General features: G+C 31.9%; 18 protein-coding genes and 1 pseudogene. 5 read left to right on the top strand and 14 right to left on the bottom strand.

All coding sequences use genetic code 11. From position 1 onward, the window contains the following. Positions 1-90: 90 nt before the first annotated feature. Positions 91-261 carry an SE1561 family protein gene (locus tag ABID96_RS18335; RefSeq protein ID WP_088002123.1) on the bottom strand — a complete coding sequence of 57 codons (171 nt, stop codon included), beginning with the start codon at positions 259-261 and terminating at the stop codon, positions 91-93. A 189-nt stretch (positions 262-450) separates the two neighbouring features. Between ABID96_RS18335 and yfkAB the strand changes: the two genes are divergently transcribed. Beyond that, positions 451-1572 carry a radical SAM/CxCxxxxC motif protein YfkAB gene (yfkAB, locus tag ABID96_RS18340; RefSeq protein ID WP_192603868.1) on the top strand — a complete coding sequence of 374 codons (1122 nt, stop codon included), beginning with the start codon at positions 451-453 and terminating at the stop codon, positions 1570-1572. A gap of 77 nt (positions 1573-1649) precedes the next feature. Here yfkAB and ABID96_RS18345 read toward each other — a convergent pair whose 3' ends face one another. The 4 genes from ABID96_RS18345 to cax all read right to left on the bottom strand — a co-directional run bounded on the left by ABID96_RS18345 (position 1650) and on the right by cax (position 5619). Next, the gene (locus tag ABID96_RS18345; RefSeq protein ID WP_192603867.1) at positions 1650-2924 is read right to left on the bottom strand and encodes a purine/pyrimidine permease; all 1275 of its coding nucleotides are present in this window, start codon (positions 2922-2924) and stop codon (positions 1650-1652) included. Between the two features lie 87 nt (positions 2925-3011). After that, a complete protein-coding gene (locus ABID96_RS18350; protein WP_192603866.1) occupies positions 3012-3815 on the bottom strand; it encodes a YfkD family protein in 804 nt (267 codons plus the stop codon). Positions 3816-3930: 115 nt separating this feature from the next. Further along, complete coding sequence (locus tag ABID96_RS18355; protein WP_192603865.1) at positions 3931-4536, bottom strand: YczE/YyaS/YitT family protein; 606 nt, start codon at positions 4534-4536, stop codon at positions 3931-3933. Positions 4537-4560: 24 nt separating this feature from the next. Then, entirely contained in the window at positions 4561-5619 is a 1059-nt protein-coding gene (cax, locus tag ABID96_RS18360) for a calcium/proton exchanger (protein ID WP_192603864.1), read from the bottom strand. A gap of 236 nt (positions 5620-5855) precedes the next feature. On the opposite strand from cax, the gene ABID96_RS18365 reads away from it, so the two are divergent. From ABID96_RS18365 to ABID96_RS18375, 3 genes are all read left to right on the top strand, one after another. Next, positions 5856-6263 carry a pyridoxamine 5'-phosphate oxidase family protein gene (locus ABID96_RS18365; RefSeq protein ID WP_192603863.1) on the top strand — a complete coding sequence of 136 codons (408 nt, stop codon included), beginning with the start codon at positions 5856-5858 and terminating at the stop codon, positions 6261-6263. Positions 6264-6480: 217 nt separating this feature from the next. Then, on the top strand, positions 6481-7179 hold the full coding sequence (locus ABID96_RS18370; protein WP_192603862.1) for a Crp/Fnr family transcriptional regulator: 699 nt from the start codon (positions 6481-6483) through the stop codon (positions 7177-7179). A gap of 129 nt (positions 7180-7308) precedes the next feature. After that, entirely contained in the window at positions 7309-7686 is a 378-nt protein-coding gene (locus tag ABID96_RS18375) for a glyoxalase superfamily protein (protein ID WP_192603861.1), read from the top strand. Positions 7687-7756: 70 nt separating this feature from the next. Here the strand turns inward: ABID96_RS18375 and ABID96_RS18380 are convergent, their stop codons facing one another. Continuing rightward, complete coding sequence (locus ABID96_RS18380) at positions 7757-8260, bottom strand: VanZ family protein (protein WP_192603860.1); 504 nt, start codon at positions 8258-8260, stop codon at positions 7757-7759. A 246-nt stretch (positions 8261-8506) separates the two neighbouring features. Between ABID96_RS18380 and ABID96_RS18385 the strand changes: the two genes are divergently transcribed. Continuing rightward, positions 8507-9334 carry a glycosyl transferase family 2 gene (locus tag ABID96_RS18385; RefSeq protein ID WP_192603859.1) on the top strand — a complete coding sequence of 276 codons (828 nt, stop codon included), beginning with the start codon at positions 8507-8509 and terminating at the stop codon, positions 9332-9334. A 101-nt stretch (positions 9335-9435) separates the two neighbouring features. Here ABID96_RS18385 and ABID96_RS18390 read toward each other — a convergent pair whose 3' ends face one another. From ABID96_RS18390 to ABID96_RS18425, 8 genes and pseudogenes are all read right to left on the bottom strand, one after another. Continuing rightward, entirely contained in the window at positions 9436-9882 is a 447-nt protein-coding gene (locus ABID96_RS18390; RefSeq protein WP_192603858.1) for a hypothetical protein, read from the bottom strand. Between the two features lie 377 nt (positions 9883-10259). After that, positions 10260-13040 (bottom strand): glycosyltransferase, encoded by a 2781-nt coding sequence (locus tag ABID96_RS18395; protein ID WP_377896990.1) that lies wholly within the window; start codon positions 13038-13040, stop codon positions 10260-10262. Between the two features lie 118 nt (positions 13041-13158). Next, complete coding sequence (locus ABID96_RS18400; protein WP_192603857.1) at positions 13159-15813, bottom strand: glycosyltransferase; 2655 nt, start codon at positions 15811-15813, stop codon at positions 13159-13161. A 204-nt stretch (positions 15814-16017) separates the two neighbouring features. Next, positions 16018-16839 (bottom strand): annotated as a pseudogene (tagH, locus tag ABID96_RS18405) (teichoic acids export ABC transporter ATP-binding subunit TagH); the annotation flags it as partial. Positions 16840-16851: 12 nt separating this feature from the next. Then, positions 16852-17658 (bottom strand): ABC transporter permease, encoded by an 807-nt coding sequence (locus tag ABID96_RS18410; protein ID WP_192603855.1) that lies wholly within the window; start codon positions 17656-17658, stop codon positions 16852-16854. After that, entirely contained in the window at positions 17655-18935 is a 1281-nt protein-coding gene (locus ABID96_RS18415; protein WP_192603854.1) for a nucleotide sugar dehydrogenase, read from the bottom strand. Before ABID96_RS18415 ends, ABID96_RS18410 begins: the two co-directional genes overlap by 4 nt. 163 nt (positions 18936-19098) lie before the next feature. Continuing rightward, the gene (locus ABID96_RS18420) at positions 19099-20400 is read right to left on the bottom strand and encodes a glycosyltransferase (protein WP_192603853.1); all 1302 of its coding nucleotides are present in this window, start codon (positions 20398-20400) and stop codon (positions 19099-19101) included. After that, positions 20393-21604 carry a glycosyltransferase family 4 protein gene (locus tag ABID96_RS18425; protein WP_192603852.1) on the bottom strand — a complete coding sequence of 404 codons (1212 nt, stop codon included), beginning with the start codon at positions 21602-21604 and terminating at the stop codon, positions 20393-20395. Before ABID96_RS18425 ends, ABID96_RS18420 begins: the two co-directional genes overlap by 8 nt. Between the last annotated feature and the right edge of the window lie 300 nt (positions 21605-21904).

Raw genomic sequence — 21904 nt, forward strand, 5'->3', positions numbered from 1 at the left:
AGAATTTTCCCCTTTTCATTATAATACAATTTCTTATAAACGGTTGTATAAAACGTTCCATTCATGAAAAAAAGCCCATTGATATGGACTTTAATCTACTTGATTCACTTCACGACATTTACTCTCAATATCATCTAACACTGATAATAATTGGTCTAATTCATCTAAACTAATTTCTTCTGCTTCTAACGATTCAATTGTTTCCATAACTGAATGAAAACGTTCTTTAATGTATGATAATTGCTCAACTGAGTTTGCCACGAATCTACACTCCTCTTTTACATTTTACAACTTATTATACCCTTCTCTGTCTATATATCGTAGCATTTCGACATTTTTTTAAATTTATTTCTATACAATCCTCACTTTTCTTACTTATAATAGTTGAGGAAAAATCAATTTATACTATTTATCACTGATAGGTGCAAAAGCACCTGAAGGAGTTTTTTTATGAAAAATGTATTGCAACAAATTACACCTATTTATGATCCTTGGGAAGCATATATGGATGTAGAAGAGTATGGGAAAAACATACTAACAAATGTAGAATTTACAACCACAACCATCTGCAATATGAGATGTGAGCATTGTGCAGTAGGATATACATTACAACCAAAGGATCCTAATGCATTACCCATCGATTTAATACTACATCGTTTAGATGAAATTGAGCATTTACGTTGTATTAGTATTACTGGTGGAGAGCCGATGCTTTCAAATAAAATGGTTGATAACTATGTTGTACCATTATTAAAGTATGCTCATGAACGTGGTGTTCGCACACAGATTAATTCAAATCTTACATTAGATTTTGGACGTTATGAAAAAATAATTCCTTACTTAGACGTATTACATATTTCACATAACTGGGGAACAGTTGACGAATTTGTAGAAGCAGGATTTGCTATGATGGAACGTAAACCTACTTACGAACAACGTGCAAAACTATTTGATAATATGATTGAAAATAGCCGACGCCTAGTTGAAGCAGGCGTAATGGTTTCCGCTGAAACAATGTTAAATAAACGTACACTTCCTTATTTAGAAAAAATTCATCGTCAAATTGTAGAAGAGATGAAATGCCAACGTCATGAAGTACACCCTATGTATCCAAGCGATTTTGCAAGTAACTTAGAAGTACTAACTAAAGAGGAACTTCGAGAAGCAATTTCAACATTATTAAATGTACGCGACCAAGATACGTGGATGCTTTTTGGAACATTACCTTTTTATCCATGTAGTGATAACCAACAAGATTTAGAAATCATCCAGAAACTATATTCTAGTAAAAATGTTACATTACGTAATGACCCTGATGGACGCTCACGATTAAATGTAAATATATTTGATGGTAGCATTATCGTAACTGACTTTGGTGATGTGCCTCACTTAGGAAACATACAAGAAAATACATTACAACAAGCATATGATACTTGGTCAGCCTCAAAAACTGCTGCTGAATTAAGTTGTCACTGCCCAGCTGTTCAATGTCTTGGACCTAATATTCTTGTAAAAAATAGCTATTATCCAAATACAGATTTTACAATTAAAAAGACAAAGCTATCTAAATAATGAAAAAAGATTCCTTTTGGTAGAATGTGTTTCCACTACTTAAAAGGGATCTTTTTGTTTAGCGTTAAGAATCTTTGTTATCTTTTTATTTTTAATTTTTGTAATTGCTCAAAAATCAATGCAATAATCGTCCCAAAAACCAATCCATTACTAAAGATTGAAGCTAAAGTTGGCGATAGAGACGCGAATGAATCTAATGGTACAAACATTGCCCCAATGCCAATAAAAACAGAAACACTTACAATTTCATAAGCAATCTTTTTATTTTCAATAGCGTTTAACTCATTAAAGGCTAAAGTCAAAATGCTTGAAAACACAGGGAAAATTGCTGCATATCCAACTGCTTCTGGAATTGAAGATACAAAAGCGGTAAGAGGAGAAATTAGACTGATGATAATGATGATAATGGACCCATAAATAAACGGCATTTTTTTTGTTAATTTAGTGTTTTCAATAAAACCCGCAGTACCTGAAATCGGAACTGCACCAATAGCAGAAAATAAGCCCCCTAACAGATGGATCACCCCTGCCATTTTACCAGATGAATTGTATATATCTTCTTTAAAGCTAACACCTTGCTTTTTCATCACAATTTGTACAACCTTAATGGAAGCCAACATATTTGCTAACAATAAAAAAGTAATGACAATGATTAATACAATCATGTTTCCTTTAAAAGTTGGTTTTCCAAACGCAAATATTTCTGGTACTTTGAAAATAGAATCCACATGCTGAATCGAATTTGAAACGTCGAATACATAAAATAATACCCAACCTAAAATTAAACTAATCAGGATTGAAAACTGACCAAGCTTCGGGTGTTTTGATAAAAAGATTGAAAGAATAACGATAAAAGCTGACAAACCCAATACTTTTAAATTAACTGAGCTGTTCACTCTACTTAATCCATACATACCTTTTATGAATGAACCACTTAACTGAGCCACAAGTAAAATTAAATATGTACTGACAACGACAGGTGTTATCAAATTAGCGATTTTTTGAATAGAACCTAAAAAGCCTAATAGTAGGAAAATCAAACCGCTTAATAAAAATGCAAATTGTATAACTTGAAGTGTTTCAATATGTGACCCGTATAAAATAACCCCTAGACCTGCATATAGTGTGATTACACTCCACCATAACCCTGCTGGACCTTCTTGAATCGGTAATCTGTGACCTTTCCATGCTTGTAATATCCCAGCAATCCCCAGAACAAATAGTGTTCTTTGTACATATTCAACTGTTTCTATTCCGTTTAACCCGTACATGGAGGCAATTGAAATAGGAGCAACAATACTTCCTGCTAATATAAAAAGTGTCCATTGGACCGAAGATAAAATGTATTTCATTTTTTACACTCTCCCAATTAAAACTAAAAAAGAACAAACTTAAACTATAAAGTAGTAAGCCTGCCCTTCTTTTTTATGATCTATATTTTACTTTGGCTGAGACGTTGCAATATATCCAAACGAAACATAATCTTGTACTGGAATCCATGCACCGATTCCTTGAGAAACTACATTTTTAACTTGAAGTGTTTTTTTGTTCCCTTTTAAAATTAAGTAAACTTCTCCAAAGGTTACTTTACCTTTTTCATTTACAGCTGGAGCATATGTGTATAAATAACCAAGTTGTTTTGGTGGCACATTATACACTCTTTCGTTCTTTGTCCCAGCGCCAATCACCGTTTGAAACGCCAAAGGTAGCGTAGTTTTTTCTGAAGCTCTATGCATCATTAAATTGATGACATCGTCTGAATCACGTACTTTTGCAGTTAAGCCTCCACGAATAACATGTTGAGCGTTTTGATAATATTTAACGCGCTTATAGTTTTTTTCGCCACGATTATCAAGATAATTCGTATTTATTTTTTTGTACTGCCAATTTACAGTTGTTTCTTTTGATTCATAATTTAATGGCCATACTCCTAAAAAAATCTTTGCATTATATCCAACTGCAAACGGAGCTCTTCCGACTGAAGATTCATTAAACATACGAATCAGATTTGGATTTTCAATTTTTACATTGGAGGATTTAAGTAATTGCTTAGCAAATTCTCCTGGTTGTAACTCTGGTAAATCTTGAGAAGGATTTGGATAAGTATTTTCTTTCGACACATTTGCAGCAGAACCTGGGACATTTACTTCTCGTTTCGCCGCATCAGTATGTTGTAAATTTGTTAATAAAATAACTAAAAAAACTATATTTAACAGTATGAATGGCTTTATCCATTTAGACATATTCATGCCCCTTTCGGTATAAAGAAATTAATTTATTCTTAGCATGAACATATTTTGTAAATATATGTATTTGTGATTATTCACTTCTTCAAAATTACATGTCAAAAATTTGTTCTTACGTAGTAAGTTTTATATACAGTTTTTCGATTGGGATTCTAATTCGTTGCAAAATCGGACCAATACTAAACGTGATTAATAATGTTCCAATTCCAATCGGGCCATGTAACAGAAACGCAATGACTAAAGCAAATACTTCACCAATTGTCTTAGCTACTCCTAAACTAACACCAAATCGTTTATTTAAAGAGATCATTAAATCATCGATCGGACTTAAAGGAAATTTTGCTTGTAAATATATCGCAATACCTAATGTCATAGCGAAAATAGATAAAATTAATTGTAAATATCTTGTATATGTATTTGCAGCAAATATATGCTCCAGATCAATATATAACCATAAATCAAGAAACCTACCAATTAAAATAAATGTGATTGCAGCTAGCCAATCAGGTCTCTTCTTTTGTAAAAAAGCATTTACAAATAAAAGAATAGACGAATTAATAATAATCCATGTACCAACTGTTAACCCAAAAGTTGTCGATTCACCTACTGCTAATGCATCCCAAGCACTTGCCCCTTTTCCTGCTGTAATTGCTAAACTAATTCCCAATGTCAAAATTAATAACCCAATAACGTAAAATAATATCCTAGTTACTCTCAAGTATTACCACCTTCAATTCAATCTTTATAATAAATAGAAACCGATTCCCATAATAACATAGGCTCCTAAAAGTGTTAACCCTTCAAACCAGTTTGTGTCCCCATCATTCATTATTGCGATCGTTAAAAATACAGATGTTACCATTGAAACTAACTCGGGAATTGAGAAAATCAATGGCATTCTATGATCCATAAATAATGACAGTATAACTAATACCGGTGCGACAAACATAGCAATTTGAAGAGAGGATCCGACAGCTATTTCAACTGCTACCCCGACTCTATTTTTATAGGCCATAACAATTGCAGAAGCATGTTCTGCTGCATTACCTACAATAGCAACTACAATAATACCGATAAACAATTCTGTCCAGCCAAATTTTTCTCCAACTGTTGAAAAAGTATGAACTAAATTCTCAGAAACATATCCAACAGCTACTGTGGCAATCGCTAAAATAAAAATTGCTTTCCATTTTCCCCATTCGGCTGTTTCATGCTCCTCTATCTCTTCTTGTCCTTTCGTTACATATACCCCTCGGTGCGTAACAAGTTTAAAATATAAAGCTGCTAAATATAAAACCATTAAAATTATCGATACACCGACACTTAGTGTCATCGTATCTGCATTGTTCATTCGATCAGCAAAAATAGCCGGGATCACAAAAGCTAGTACAACTGCAAAAATTAATAAGCCTGAATTATGTCTAGCATCATACACATTAAAGCTTTGACGCTTGTACTTTAATCCCCCAACAAAAAATGAGAGCCCACCAACAAGCAACAAGTTTCCGATTACAGAACCTGTAAGGGAAGCTAATACAACCTCCACTAAACCTTCTCTCAATGCAAAAATAGCAATAATTAGTTCAACTGCATTTCCAAACGTCGCATTCAACAGTCCTCCTATACGTGGACCTGCTACAATTGCAAGACTCTCTGTAGCTCGACCCATAATACCTGCCAAAGCAACAATTGTCACACAATATATGACAAATAATATAATCTCATTCCAGTGCATGATACTCCCAAGAACAGATAGTGGAACACCGATAAATGAAATAATAAAAAACAAACGATGAGCCATATGTAACCTCCTAAAAAATATTGCTTACAACTATCATATGCAAAAGACACAAAAAAATAGGTTTAAATCAAAATCAATTAACAAAGACTTAAAAGAGAAGGCGGCTCACTTTGGTCAGATAAGCCTGATAGCAAGTTTCTAAAAAGATAAAATGTAAAGACGAATAAAAGCTGGTTATTAGATGCAATTTTATCTGTTTAACCCGTAGCTTGATCGTTGAAAGGAGTATTATGGTGATGCAAGAAAATATAATGAAGGTGCTAAAAGAAAAACAATTAGGAATTTTTACAACGATACGAGAGGACTTTCCACATAGTTGTTTTATGATTTTTTTCTTTAAAGGATTATCCCCTTATATCGCAACTCATAAAGAATCAAAAAAAGTAGACGATATAAAAAATAATCCCAATGTCCACCTACTAATCGGACATGATGGAAATCAATTAGACGATAATTTTGTAGAAATGTTTGCTAAAGCTGAAATAATAGAAAATGCAGATGCCAAAGAGAAGGTATGGACAGACGAATTATCTAAATGGATTAAAGGTCCAGATGACCCTAATTACATATTAATTCAAATGCACCCCGTTAAAGTTGGCTATGTAGATCAAGCAGGCGCGGAGCCAAACTTCATAACACTTTAACCAACGATAAAATGTATTTAAACCTTATCAACTACCGATAGGGTTTTTACTTTTTTTAAAACGCTCTTTTCTAAACTGGATTGTTGCTTTTAGAATTTGAGACGATAAAGACAAAAGTCTTGAAAGAGATTAAATAAAAAGGACATATGTCCTTTTTTTGTTTGTTCAATTATATTTTAATAAATATATCCTTTGGTGATCGATGGGAGAATTTATCATGCGTGAATTGGTAAACCAAGATTTATTAAAACATTATGTTACACAATATAAATTAGACGATATTTTCGAGAATCCAATCATTGAAGAAATGAAATTATTTCAATTTGATCAAGGCGATGTTATTTGTAGCAATGGACAGGTACTGGATCGTTTTTATATTTTGGTTGAAGGTAAATTAAAGATCTCTATCATTTTGCCGAACGGAAAGTCTTTATTGCTGCGGTTTAATAATCCGCTGGCGCTAATTGGGGATGTCGAATTTATCAATAACTCTGAAGTAAGAAGCAATGTTGAAGCCGTAAAAAGTAGTATATTGATTGGCATTCATAATAAATTACTACACGAAACTCAATCGAACAACCCAGACTTCTTAAAATTTCTACTTAAAAACGTAAGCTATAAATTATATACATTTTCTAATTCTTCTAGCTTAAATCTATTGTTCCCAGTCGAAAATCGTTTTGCGAGTTATCTTGCATCAACGCTATTAGACGATGCTGATTCATCGTTTGCAAATGAAATCAAATCATCTAAGCTTACTGAAATTGCTGAACTTTTAGGGACAAGCTATCGACATTTAAATAGAGTGGTAAATAAATTTTGTAAGGAAGAAATTATCGAACGTAAAAGAGGCAGTCTACTTGTAAAAAATAAAGAAAAACTCAAGTTGTTATCAAACGGGAGTATTTACGAATAACATGTAAATTTTATGGTCCTAGTATAGAAAATAGAGTAAACTTAGCCATTAAGCCTAAAAAGGAAGGATTATCTATAGAATTGAAGAATATGACTTATGTTTAGATTATCCCGCTTTGGAGGTTTTAAAATGGAAGAACAAATAATTGAGTGTCATGACATTACGCCGATATATCGTATTTTTGATATCGCAAAGGCGCAGGAGTTTTATATCCATTTTCTAGATTTCCAACTAGATTGGGAGCACCAGTACGAAGATCATTTCCCAATTTATATGCAAGTATCACGTGGTAATTGCGTGATTCATTTATCGGAACATCACGGTGATTGTAGCCCTGGCTCTGCAATTAGAGTAAAAGTAAATAACATTGAAGCACTACACTCAACTTTAAAAACGAAAAGCTATAAATATAATAAACCCGGTCTCGAAAAAACACCGCGGAATACAAAAGAAATAACAGTTATTGATCCTTTTTCAAATAAGATAACTTTTTTCGAAAGTTTGTAAATTCAGATTGAATCTCTATTTTTATACTTTTGTCTATACACTGAGACATTGACATTGTTCAATGTCTTTTCTAATTTACTTTCTTTTTATGAAATTTTTTATATAGGATAAAAAATAAACAAGCTCCTAAAATGGCACCACTCGAATCAATCAATACGTCTTGAATTAGTGGCGTTCGATCTGCCGTGAATGATTGATGGAATTCATCTGAAGCAGCATAAAGTATTGTTAACAATAGACCAATTATAAAGAATTTATGTTTATAAACACTTACTAGTCTTGTTGTAAAAAAAGCAAGTAAACAAAATACTGAAAAGTGGGCAATCTTTCGTATGAAGAACTCTACAAATCCTGCACTTCCTAGGTGTTCGATACTGATTTCTTTGCCAGCATATGTAAAATGTACAAAATCGAATTGCCCAACAAAATGATATATACCATTTAACTGATTTAATTGTGGCCTTATATCCTGATCTCCATACGGAGTCGATGATGAATAAAAAATACCACCTGCTATTAATAGAACGGGTAGCCAATAACGAATGAACTTATTTTCAAATAAAATGGTCCTCAACCCTTACTCTTATATTTTGAAGGCTATTTTCGAAAAGCCTATATATATTTATACACCTATAATAGTTCAAGTTTCTTTAATCGGTCAATTTCCGTTGTTTGATTTGCTTCATTTCACCTTGATAAATTTCATTGAAGTCCTTTATATCTTTTAATGAAAATGAGTGATACCGTTGATTTATCGATAAAACTATATGTATACTTAAATTTGGATATGATTAAATTTCAGTACTAGGAGTGAAAATGAATGCTCAATAAATATGAAAATATACATACTACTTTCGAAAAAATTGATGAAATTAACTTAACTAGTCGTACACCATTTATCCTTACTGTAAATTGGGATAATGTTAAATATGAGTTTTTAATTAGAGCGAACTCATCTTCAAATGAATTACTTGTATTTGGATCTGGTGCTTATGATCCGGCAAAAATGAAACCACCGATTTTCCAACGTCATTCATGGACTGAGCATTTTGATTCAAATATGATTTATTATAATGACCCAACTCTTTATTTAGGACAAATGAGTCTAGGTTGGGGACATGGTAATGATGATACATTTTTCTTAGAAAAAATAGCTAAAGTCATTGAAAAATTAATGACAAAAATGACTGTCAAAGCAGAGGATACATTATTCTACGGTTCTTCTGGTGGCGGGTTTATGTCAATGATACTCGCTGGATATATTAAAGGGTCAAAAGCATTAGTAAATAATCCACAAACGATTATTCCAAACTATTATCAAACACATGTTAATCGACTTTTAGAAGCTGCTCACCCCTCTCTACCAACTGAGGAATCAGCTAAAAAATACGTAACACGATTATATGTTCTAGAATTTTTCAAAGAGATTAATTATATGCCTTATATTTTTTACTTGCAAAATACAGCTTGTGACCATGACGTTGTAAAACACTTTATGCCATTTGTAAGAGGTCTTAATACATTAAAAGATACATTAACTTACAACCGTCTAACTGTAGAGATGTACTCTAATAAAGAACAAGGACATAATCCACTTGAATTAGAAGATACAATTTACTATATCAACAAGGTAAAAAATACAAAGTAAAAAATTACTTACAAAAAAACGCTTGGTACAATTGAAGTGCCCTCCAATTGTTAGATGTTGTCTAACAACAGGGGACTTCGATTCCAGGCGTTTTTACTTTTTTATTTAACATCAATAACAAATGTATAGGAAGCATCCCCATTAGACCAAGTAGCATTTACTTCAATGATGTACTTACCACTATTAGAAGGGAATGTAATTTTATTTCCTTCCATTGAGATGGATTTTCCCGACTGATCCCCTTCCCAAAAATTATATGTAAGCTGCGGTTTGGAATGGTTACTAAACACTATAGTTGCCTCTGAACCTTTTTCAACAGGTGATGCAATCAGTTCTTGTGCAATTTGATTAGGAGAAGCTGCATCAGCAATCGTTGCTTTTGTTGAAGTCCCCTCCTCAGTCGTCCAATGATATCCCCCTCTTTTTAATTCTATTTCTTTATTTTTTATTTTCGCTATCGCTTTGGGTGGTTCTGTATCAAATACTTTTGTACAACCTGCAACAATCATTAATAAGAGTACTAAAAAAATCATGTATGTTTTTTTCAATAGCCTACACCTCCTACACGATTAGACGTTGGTTTGCTGAAAAAAGTTTCACTAGAGCAACGATTTTTCGAAAAAGGTTTTTTTTAGTATGAAAAGAGTAGCTGGTTCGAGAGTAATTGGAATGGAAGGTGCGAAGACTCCTTCCTATGGGAGATGCGGGAAACTTGAGACCCCGGAGGCCAAGCAAGGTTGGCATGCTAAAACCACGACGTCCTGTCGTAACGCATGCATGATCCACATCGTGTGGACCCGGAGGCTCAGGGTCGTTACGCCCCATGGAAAGCGAAGTACCTGGAATGGAAATCAACATTCTTTTTTAACAGAACCTTCAAAAAGACAATATTAGAAAAGGAACCCTAAAAAGGATTCCTTCAAAATTAAACATTAACTAAATTATTTTCATCTAAAACATATTCATTGTAGATGCCTTCAAAATCTTGCTTCTCTGCGAATTTAGAAAAACGAATAATCTCTGGATCAATAGGGGTTAATTCGTCTTTGTATATATCCCAAATACTGCAAAGAATTTCAATGGATTCCATCGCATCAGTTTCTTTTATTTTTTTTAGTTTTACTAAATACCAATTTTTGAAGTAGTATTCAAAGCGTTTTTCCAAGTAATCATCTAGAACTTCATACTTTTTCAACGCTTCTATTCTTTGGTCTTCTAGGATTTTGAACTTTCTAAAGAAGTTTTTCGTAATTGTATTAACGGTCGAACCAGCAACTGCTGCATAGTAAATATGAATATCTAGGTTCATTAATTTTACATTTTGAGCATTTAATAATAATTCATGGAAGAATAGTGTATCCTGTCCTGCAGCACCAACTACCATTTGTAAATTATTATTCGTTATTAATGATTTTTGAACAAGTAACGCCTGGATACTTGCTGCTTTAAATGAAGAATCAACTAATACTTTTTTCGTGTTCCCTTTAATTTCATACTGTTGATTGTTTACATCCTTCACAGCATTTACATAATTCAAACGTACCTCGCGATCAGATACTCGATAAATATTGCCAACTACAAAGTCATAATTATTTTCTACTATTTCCTTGTATAATTTAGCATATCCATCATTAACAGCTTCATTATCAGGATCCAAGAAAGTGATATAATCAGTTGTACTCATTTCAACACCTTTATTACGTGGTCTTGAAGCCGTACCACTTCCACCATCATTATAGAAGTAAGTAGTGACGTTAGAATAGTCTCTTGCTATACGATTGATAATCATCGGTGTGTAAGAATCAGTAGAACCATCATCTACAATAATGATTTCCATATCGTCAAACATACTGCTTCTACGCAAGCTATAGAAACATTTATTTAATAAGTATTCGCCATTATTATAAGCTGGAATGATAACAGAGAACTTATATTGTTTAGTGCCTTTCTGAGCAACTTTAACTTTATTATTAAATTCAAAATGATCAACACTATAACCATTTTCAATTGCTTGTTCGCCATTCATTTCAAGTAAATTGTTTACGCTAAACAGTTCTGCCCAGAAAATTGTACGATACTTGTCCTTCATCGTAGAAACATAATCATGTTCAACACCATTTATAAGCGTTTCTCCATCGTAGAATCCTTCTTTTGTAATATAAGCACTGTTTGTATATTTAAAAGCATTGATCATATCCTCTAAATAATACTCATAATACTCTTTTTCTTCATGGAAAAATGCAACTAGATCATATTGAGACTTAATTGTTTCAGTAAAATCACTTGCTTTAAATAAATGTTTGTTTTCATACGTTTGATACTGAAACATTTCTTCAATTTTATCAGTTTTATCTTCAACTACTACTGCAACTGAACGTTCGTACGGTTTATGAGGAAAGCCAACAAATTGTAATAGTCTCTCTAATCTTTGGACAGTTGTCTCATGACTCATTACTTTTCGAATTCCCTGAACTTGGTGTTTATAAAGTTCATCAGTTGTATATCCATTTAAAATATGTCCAACTTCATTTGAGTCATGAACAATGAACACATTAGGGAACTTATTATTAATCGACATACTATAATTAGAAAGCATTAAGTTACCAAGTGCTTGCAATTCAAATACTCTGTTTGCAAACATTGTTGGGCTATATTTAACTGAGTTTAAGTTAAGCGACCAATCATATAACTTATGAATTCTCTGTAAATCTTCATGATTAATTGCAGGTGAAATATAATCTACATATTTTTTCGGGAAAAAATGTTGTTCTAAAAACAAATTATAATTTCGGTCAATTAGCTTTAATTTATATCCTGCATCGATTACACCATCAAAAATTGTTTGTGAATCTTTTTGTCTCTGTGGATATTTCAGATACCAAGATCCTGCAAAGAACACTTCTTTTTCTCTTCTACTTTTTCTAAATCCTACTGGATTATGGTACAGAGGATTTACACCGAATTTAAGAACATCCACATTTTGATTGTTGCAATCAGTCTTATAATTCTCTATTACTTCCTCTGCAGTCGTAAAGATGTAGTCAGCTTTTTGAGCAATTTCAATAAAGCGATCATAGTTAACAGGATCTTCTTTAGAATAAAATACACATTTAATACCATTTGATTTATATGTCTCAATAATTTGGAATAATTCATCTCTTAATGGACGGTTTTTTGCATTCGCAAGTCCCTTCCATTCATTATTTAATCCCTTCCAAGCTGAGGCAACAATAAATATATCTAATGTGTTTACATGCTCCATGTAATTATCTCTTGTAATATAAACGAAATTTGCAATACCGTTAAAGGAATTAAATAAAAACTCATCTGCGATAATCCCAATATTTGCATTAATTTGTGGATAGTATCTACTACCATTACTTACAGGAATTTTATCAATAATAGGTTTTACTTCATCATAATACCCAGTATCACTGTGTTCTTTTAGATACTTAATATATTCCCCTTTTTCCATTTCCGTCATTTTACGGTTAGTATTCGTGTTTGCCTTATTCGTTCCGCCTTTAAGCTTCTTTTTCAAGACCGGAATGATCTGTCCGTTATTAATTAATTGCACAGTTCTAATTGATTTTCTTACAACCTTTTTTAAGTTCATCAATAATGGACTATCCGTTTTCGGATCAATTTCAAGTGATCTCTTCACTTTTAGTTTGAAGTCAGAGCTCTTCTTTTGATTATCAGACAAAATTTCTCCCCCATTCAAATGGTTAATCAAGTTGTTGAGGTATTTTTATTTTTTCCTCTTTATTTTACTCTTATACAACAAAGCAAAGAGTGTATATTCATGTCTGTTTCTATAGTGATTATGAATTAATGTATTCAGCGATTATTTTGTCATACTCTTTAAGTTTACTTAGTTCATCAAATCTTGCAACTACTGGATAAGTAATCTTTACATAATCTTTATAATAATCCCAGATTTCACATGTAAGCTTTACAGATTCTAATGCTTCATTTTGTTTCACCAATTTTAATTTTTCTAAAATCCAGTCTTTAAAATAGGTCTCAAAGCGTTTTTCTGAATAAGCTTCCAATAAACCATGTTTGCTAAGGAAGTTAACACGAGGTTGTTGAACAATCATATATTTCCTAAAGAATTTAGAAGTAACTGTATTTACTACTGATCCTTCAACTTCTGCATAATAAATATGAATATCCTCGTTAACTAATTTAATTTTATTAGAATAAGTAACAAGTTCTTCAAAGAATAGAGAATCCTCTCCTGCAGCTCCTTCAACCATTAAAATATTATTGTCAGTAATTAATGATTTTTTAGCAATCAAAGCTTGGATACTTGCCACTTTAAAACCTGAATCCTCTAAAATTTTTGTCGTGTTTCCTTCAATCATCTCTTGACCGTCATTTACACTCTTCACTGCATTCACATAGTTCAAGCGCATTTCACGGTCCGAAACGCGATAAATATTTCCAACAACTAAGTCTACATCATTTGTTGTAATTTCTTTATATAATTTTGCATAACCGTCACAAACCGCTTCATTATCTGGATCTAAATAGATAACATAATCTGTAGTCATTAACTCAATCCCCTTATTTCTAGGACGTGAAGCACTACCACTTCCACCGTCATTAAAGAAGAAAGATTTTACATTATCATATTGTCTGCTTAGTCTTTTAACCATATTTAGCGTAAACTGGTCGGTTGAACCATCATCAATAAGCAAAATTTCCATTTCATTAAACATGCTGCTTCGCTTTAAACTCTGCATACATTTATTTAATAAAAATAATCCATTGTTATAAATTGGGATAATCATTGTTAGCTTATATGATTTATTTTTTTGTTCGCTTAAAGGTACAGGTTTTTCCTCAACTTCAAATGGATCAATACTGTAACCATTTTTTACGTCTATTGGATTGTCTAGCTTTAATAATGTCGAAGCCTTAAATGAGCTAGCCCAAAATAAAGTTAAATATTTATCCTTAACTTGATTCACGTAATTATGTTGGATTCCTTCTGTATGAAGATAAGAATCTTTCGTTATATAATCACAAAAAGTGTATTTAAAGCCATTCGCTAAATCTTCTAAATAAAACTCTCCATATTGGTATTCATCTTTAAAGAAGGCAATCATATCATACTGGGATTTTTTAGTTTCAGTTAACTCTGATTCTAATAATAAATCTTTATACGGATATGTTTGGTTACTGAACATACTTACAACATGTTCTGTTTTCTCTTCAGTGATGACTGCAATTCTTCTTTGAGGCATCTTTTCATCTAACTCTAACTTTGAACACAATTCATGAAAACGATCAAAAATCGTATCTTGTTTAAAGACGTTACGAACGCCAGCCATTTGATTTTCATAAATATCATTATCATTATAATTACTTAAGATTTCCTTAATTTCACTTTCCGAATATGCATTATAGACATTTGGAAATCGATTATGTATTTCAGAATGATAATTGGAAATTAGTGTGCTTCCGAGTGCCATGTAATGATGAAGATTACGATGGTACGAAAAGTATTTTTCTTTATTTTCATTATACAAAAAGATTGTCTGAAAAAACTTCAAATAGGAGTATTTATATTGTTCATTTATATTTGGTGCTAAATACTTTTGTAAGTCTTCTGGATAAACGTTAGATTCATTTTGGCTCAATTTCGTGTCATAAAGCACTACCTCATTTTGGCTTTTAACTGATCCGTTTATAAAGGTATTTAGAATTGTTTTTCGTTTCGTATTTTTAGGGTCCCAATATTCATATAAAGCAGACTTATTTTTATATTTGTGAAGTCTAGTCCCAATTGGATTATGGATTAGTGGGTTAATTCCCATTTTTAAAACATGTACATTTTGATTCATATTTTCAGACAAAATAGAATCTGCGTTTTTTTGCTGAATTGTAAAAACCGCGTCTACTTCCTTCATGACTAATTCAAGTCTCTTGTATAAGTCCGTATCATCTAAGGAATAAAAAACAACTTTTTTCGACTTACTTTTAAAATGCTGAATAATTTTAACTAATTTCTTACGAACCACATCTGATTTTGAACTTCCTAGTCCATTCCACTCTGCTGGTAAATTTTCTAAATCAAATGCAATTAATAATAAATCTGTTTCTTCAGAAATCGTTTGATAGTTTTGTTCCGTAACTCTTTTTGTTTTAGCCACTGGTTCATATGTATGAAAGAATGGATCATCTGAAAGAATTCCAAGCTTTACAGTATGTCTTAAATAATACTTACTACCATTACTCACTGGGAATTCCAGTAATAATTTTTTATGGTTACTATATGAATCACTTTTTAATGCTTCATTTTCATACTTTGCGTTAAATTCTTTTAACGTAAATCTAGGTTCAACTTTCACAGATGGTGAATTGAGTATCCATCTTTCTTCGAATCGTTTCTCTCTACTTTTTTCAAATATTGTACTTGTAGCTTTTTTTAGAATGTTTTTAGTTCTTCCAAAAATTGTATTACTCATCTTCTCACTCCTTTTTAAAACGGGTTAAGCAAGTAAGTAGCGATTTTATGAAAAAACACTCTAACTATTGACAAGCTGGTTGCTTGAATAAGTTCAATAGTTAAAGAGTGCAATTTCAGTACCATATATAAAAAAATTATCGTTAACTAGCCATGATGATATTTTGATACTTACGCTTTACTTTTTAAAAATATCAAAAAATCCTTTTTTTGTTTTAACATCATTTGTCATTAATAAACCATGATTGTTTTCTTTTAATTGTTCTGCTTTAAACTTTATGCGCTCTTCTGGTGTCATTTTTTGGTAATCAGCTAAGAATTTTTGATACTGTGCTGTTACTGGTAATACATCACCGTAATCTTTAATCTTACCATAATGAACCCATATCGCTTTTGTACAGAATGATTTAACTTGACCAAGTGAATGACTAATGAAGAAAATCGTTTTACCATTTTCTTTAAATTCATTCATTTTATCTAAACACTTTTGAGTAAATGTTGGATCCCCAACCGATAATGCTTCATCTATTACTAGAACATCAGGATCTATATTAATAGAAATTGCAAAACCTAATCGTGAACGCATTCCGCTCGAGTAGTTTTTAACTGGCTGATTAATAAACTTTCCAACTTCTGCAAATTCAATTACCTTTGGCGTTATTTCTTGAATTTGTTTTTTACTTAAGCCCATCATTAGGCCTTTTAGTTCGATGTTTTCTAATCCTGTTAATTGACCATTTAAACCTGCAGAAATTGCAATAAGAGAAGCAGTACCATTTACATATACGTCTCCTTCATTGGGCATCGTAACACCTGAAATTAGATTCGACATGGTACTTTTACCAGAACCATTTAATCCAATAATCCCAACAATTTCACCAGAATCAACTGAAAAAGATACATCACTTAAAGCGTAGTGGAAATCTCCACTTTCCTTTGAAGTAAATAAATCTTTTATTTTATCAATTTGTCTAGTGTACATCTTGTATTTTTTTGTTACATTTTTAAATTCAACTTTTGTACTCATAGGCATTCACCTTTACAGATAGTCCACAAAATTTCTTCTAAACTTAACATGTAATGTTGTTCCTAAAACTAACATTACTAATACTAAGCCCCAGAAATAAAGTGTTAATGGAGATAAGAAGATGCTAGTGTCATCATAAATTAATGCTGAACGATAGCCTTCTACTACATAATAAAATGGATTTAATTTCATTAAATTTAATAGAAACTCAGGAGCATTCGCACTTGGTTCCCATAAAACTGGTGTTAAATATAGTAACAATCTTGTTGTTTGTTGAATTAATAAATGAATGTCTCTCATCATTGTCGATAAAGTTGATGTAATAAAAGACAATGCTACTAAAAAACAAAAACTTGAAAAAATAAAGTAAAGTAATTCGAACAGGTGGATGTTACTAATTCCAACTGATAACGAAACAATCGCTAAACATAAAATCATTAATACTGCATGCGTATATAATTGAGCAACAATAACATATGTTGGCGTAATACTTAGAGGGAAATTCATCCGAGCAACTGTATTAATCCTTGCATAGATTGCATTAGAACCTTGCATGATAGATCCACTAATAAAGAACCATGGTATAAGTCCACATACCATCCATGTGAAATATGGAATGCCATGAACTGATGCACCCCCACGAATACCAAGACCAAAAGTTAGACCATATACAGCAATTTGGATAATTGGATTTAAAAATATCCATATACCGCCAAGAAAACTGTTTGCATAGAGCTTTTTAAGCTCATATGCAGACAGTCTACCTATCATATATACATTATTAAATTGTTCAGAGAATACGGTTTTTAACGAATTCATGCCATAACCTTTTTAGAATTTACTACTGTATATAAATTACCAAAGTTTACGAATTGCATTTTTCCCTCGTTTGTTTTCACGCAATTACGTGTATCAAATAATACTGGTTTTGCCATTTTTTCAGCTAACTCATCAGTATTCATTGTTTTAAATTCATCATGATCAGTAAGAACTAATAATAAGTGTGCGTCTGTTACCGCTTCGTCAGCTGATAATAATTTGAAAGTATCTGATTCAACATGTGGATCATGAACAGCACATTCTAAACCTTCGTTGCGAAGAATATCGATAATATCCATTGCTGGACTCTCACGCATATCATCAACGTTTCCTTTGTATGTTACACCAAACACAGCGATTTTTGGATTTTCAACTCCACTTACCATTTCTTTTACATTGCTAACTACGTACTCAGGCATTGAAACGTTAATACCACGAGCTAAGTTAATCATTTGAGCTTGTTCAGGTGCTTTTGCAACGATGAAGTAAGGGTCAACTGCTAAACAGTGTCCTCCAACACCAGGTCCTGGTGAATGTAAGTTAACACGTGGGTGTTTATTAGCCATTTGAATTACATCTAATACGTTGATTTCTAATACGTTACAAATTTTTGTTAACTCGTTTGCTAATGCAATGTTTACATCACGGAAAGTATTTTCCATTAATTTAGACATTTCAGCTGTTTTAGCATCAGTTTTAATGATTTCACCTTCAACAAATAAACCATAAACTTTAGCACCAGCTTCTGAACATGCCTCAGTAACACCACCAACGATACGGTTGTTATGAATTAATTCGTGTAAAATTTGACCTGGTAATACACGCTCAGGACAGTGTACTAAGAAAATATCTTCACCAACTGTAAAGCCAGCTGCTTCAACAAGTGGTTTAACATGATCATCCATACTACGTGGTGCGATTGTTGACTCAACAATAATCACATTACCTTTTTTAACAAATGGTAATACAGTTTCTGTTGCTTTCAGTACATAACTTAAGTCACATGATTTATACATATCGTCATTGTTAGGTGTTGGTACTGCGATAATGAAAGCATCAGCTTCTTCTGGAGTTAATGAAGCACGGAAGTTCCCTTTTTCTACTACATCTTTCACTACTTCGCCTAAACCTGGCTCTTCAATATGAATTTCACCATTATTTAATTTATTCACAACTTCTGGAAATAGGTCTACCCCTACAACTGTTGCTCCGTATTTAGCAAACATTGCTGATGTTGGTAATCCAATATATCCTAAGCCCATAGTACAAATTTTCATTTTAAATTCCCTCACATTCGATTTAGTTCATTGTCATAAAACGACAATTTTATGTGAAAATATAAGCATTTCGCCATATTACATTCTATCTCTAATCTACTTATACTTCAAATATTTTTATACTTAATTGTATTATGTTCATATAATTGTTAAATATCATGAATTAGTTTAACTTCCGATAAATGTCTATAAAGATTTTCTTTTCTTCATTCCAATTATATTTTTCACGAGCAACAAGACAATTTTGACTCATTTCATCCCTTAGCTCGGGGTGATCTAATAAATAATTTACCCCTTCTGCAATTGAATTAGGATCATGTGAATCAACACATATTCCTGTATTTTCAGCTTCTACAACTTTTTGTATTTCAGGGAAGCTACAAGCAATTGCTGGAACCCCACTCATCATATATTCAAAAAGCTTATTAGAAGAAGCAGAATAGTGGTTGAAATTAATATTATTTAATACTTGAAAACCTAGATACGCGTTTCGAGTATAGTTTAATAATTCATCTACCGGCACTTTTGAAATAAACTTTATACGATCATGTAATTTAAGATCGTCTACAAGTTTTAACAAATTGGGTTTTATTTTCCCATCACCGATAAAAACGACAATACCACGTTTAAATTGTGGCGTAGCCTGTACAATTTGTTCTAATCCTCTTCCTTTTTGTATTCCACCTTGATATAAAAGAATTGGTTCATCTTCTGAAATACCTACTAATTTATGTAGATTTACTGATTGATTCTTTTCAGGATGTGATACAAATGGATAGTTATGAATCACTTCAGGATAAGGGATATCGTAAAGTGCTTGAGTAAACTTAGCGCGAGTATCATTCTCATGAATCATAATATCAATGAACTTGATTAAAAACTTTTCAATTTTTCCAAAGATAGGATTTTCATAACCAGAACGACTTGATTGAACCTCATGTGAGTCATACACTAATTTCTTACGACGAAACAGTTTAGCACCTACAATTGCTTGCGGTAATGTATTTAAGTCATTTGCATGATAAATATCATAATTTTTACGTAAGCCGTATAATGTCATTTCTAATATTGAATAACCTCTTTTACTAGCAACTCTTACTACACGATGACTAAAGATCATCAATAACAATACAGTAACAATTGTAGCGATTGGAGAGGCATACAAGCATAGTAAAACTAAAACCAAAGATAAAATCTTAGTCACTAAATTAATAGTTGCAATTCCTTTTACAGCTTCAGCTATTGAAAACGGCCATCGTAAAATAAATGGTAAACGATCATTTACTCTGATGACGCTAAAACCTTCTTTTCTGTGTTCTTTTTTAGGTAAGTCTTTCATTTCAAAATTATGCAATGCAATTAAATCTACTTCGTACCCCGCTTCAACAAGTGCTGAGCATTCCCGTAATACACGTGCATCATTCGTAAAATGATTAAAGACAAATGCACAAACTTTTTTATTCATCGATGTCCTCCATCGCTTTTTCTAAAACAAGTATGTTCGTTTTCAAACGTAATTGTTCATATGCAAATTGATATCCATTTTGACCTAACTCTTGGCATAACTCATCATCTTTTGCTAGCTTCAAAATATTGTCAGCTAATTCGTCTACGCTATTTTCTTTTGAAACAATACCACAGTTTGATGTATGAATAATATCACTTGCATAACCAGAAACATCTCCAATTATCGGTTTTCTTACACACATATAATCGATAATTTTACCTGGCAAAACAGTTTTAAAAACATCCTTATCAACCAAACTTACATAAGCTATATCCGAATTTGCAACTAATCGTAATGTATCATTTCGCGATCTAGCTGATTGAAGATTAATATTGTTTAAATTCTTCTCTTTAATCACTTTTTCTAATTCATTCAAATGATAACCATACCCAACAATCGTAAATTGAATATTTGTTTCATCTTTTAACTTTTCTGCAACTTTTATTAACTTTTGGATATCTTGTGCTAATCCTAAATTCCCAGTATAAATAACAGTTTTTTTAGTATCATTAATCTTTTGCTCAACTTCAATACTGAGCTCTTCTTCAGTAAGCGAGTTAGGCATAAAGTATATTTTTTCTACTGGAACATTCTTATTTGTCATATAGTCAATAAAGCTTCTGCTATTTACAAAAATTTTAGTTGCTTTACGATATAATATGTCCTCAAGTTTAAAAGCAGTCGATAGTAGTAGTTTATTTGAAAACACTCCTACACCAATGATTGATTCAGGCCATAGGTCTCTAATATCAAGGATTAATGGTGCTTTCAATTTCCATTTTGCAATTAGTCCGGCCACTCCAACAAATATCGGTGGAGACGTGACAAAAACATAATCTACTTCTTTCTTATATCGAAGTATTTCGAGGATAAAACGAAACATAACCTCTAAATAAAGAAATAAACGTTTAATAATACTTGTTGAATGTTTTTTGACAAGAGGTTCAATTCGTATAACATCTTCCTCATTTAAATCACTGTCCCAAAATCGTTCATTTTCATATAATTCTTTACTGGGGTATCTAGGCTCTAAAGTTAAAACTTTTACATCATAACCTTTTGCATGCAACTCCAAATAAATATTTTTCATTCGGTTTGCTGCACTACCGATTTCAGGATAAAAATGTTGAGAAATTAAGAGTATTCGTTTCTTTGATGACATATCCGACAGCACCTCCTTTGCTTTGCAAAAGTCGAAAGTCTATCTTATTAGAAATCATATATTTACATTGTTCACCAAAATGCTACAAAACAAAATAATTTTAGCATAAATTGGGTAGATAATCCATTACCATTTGATTTCAAATGTAAATAGTTATTATGACAAAATTTAAAAACCAACCCACAATTAAGAACATGCAATTTGCTTTAACTAACAAATCTATTACTACTTTTTCATTATTTACCATGATTGGATTAATACTTGATAATTATGGTAAAATGTATAATAGATTGTAAGAAT

This window comes from Gottfriedia sp. OAE603 (genome assembly GCF_040543965.1).
GTDB classification, from domain to species: domain Bacteria; phylum Bacillota; class Bacilli; order Bacillales; family Bacillaceae_G; genus Gottfriedia; species Gottfriedia solisilvae.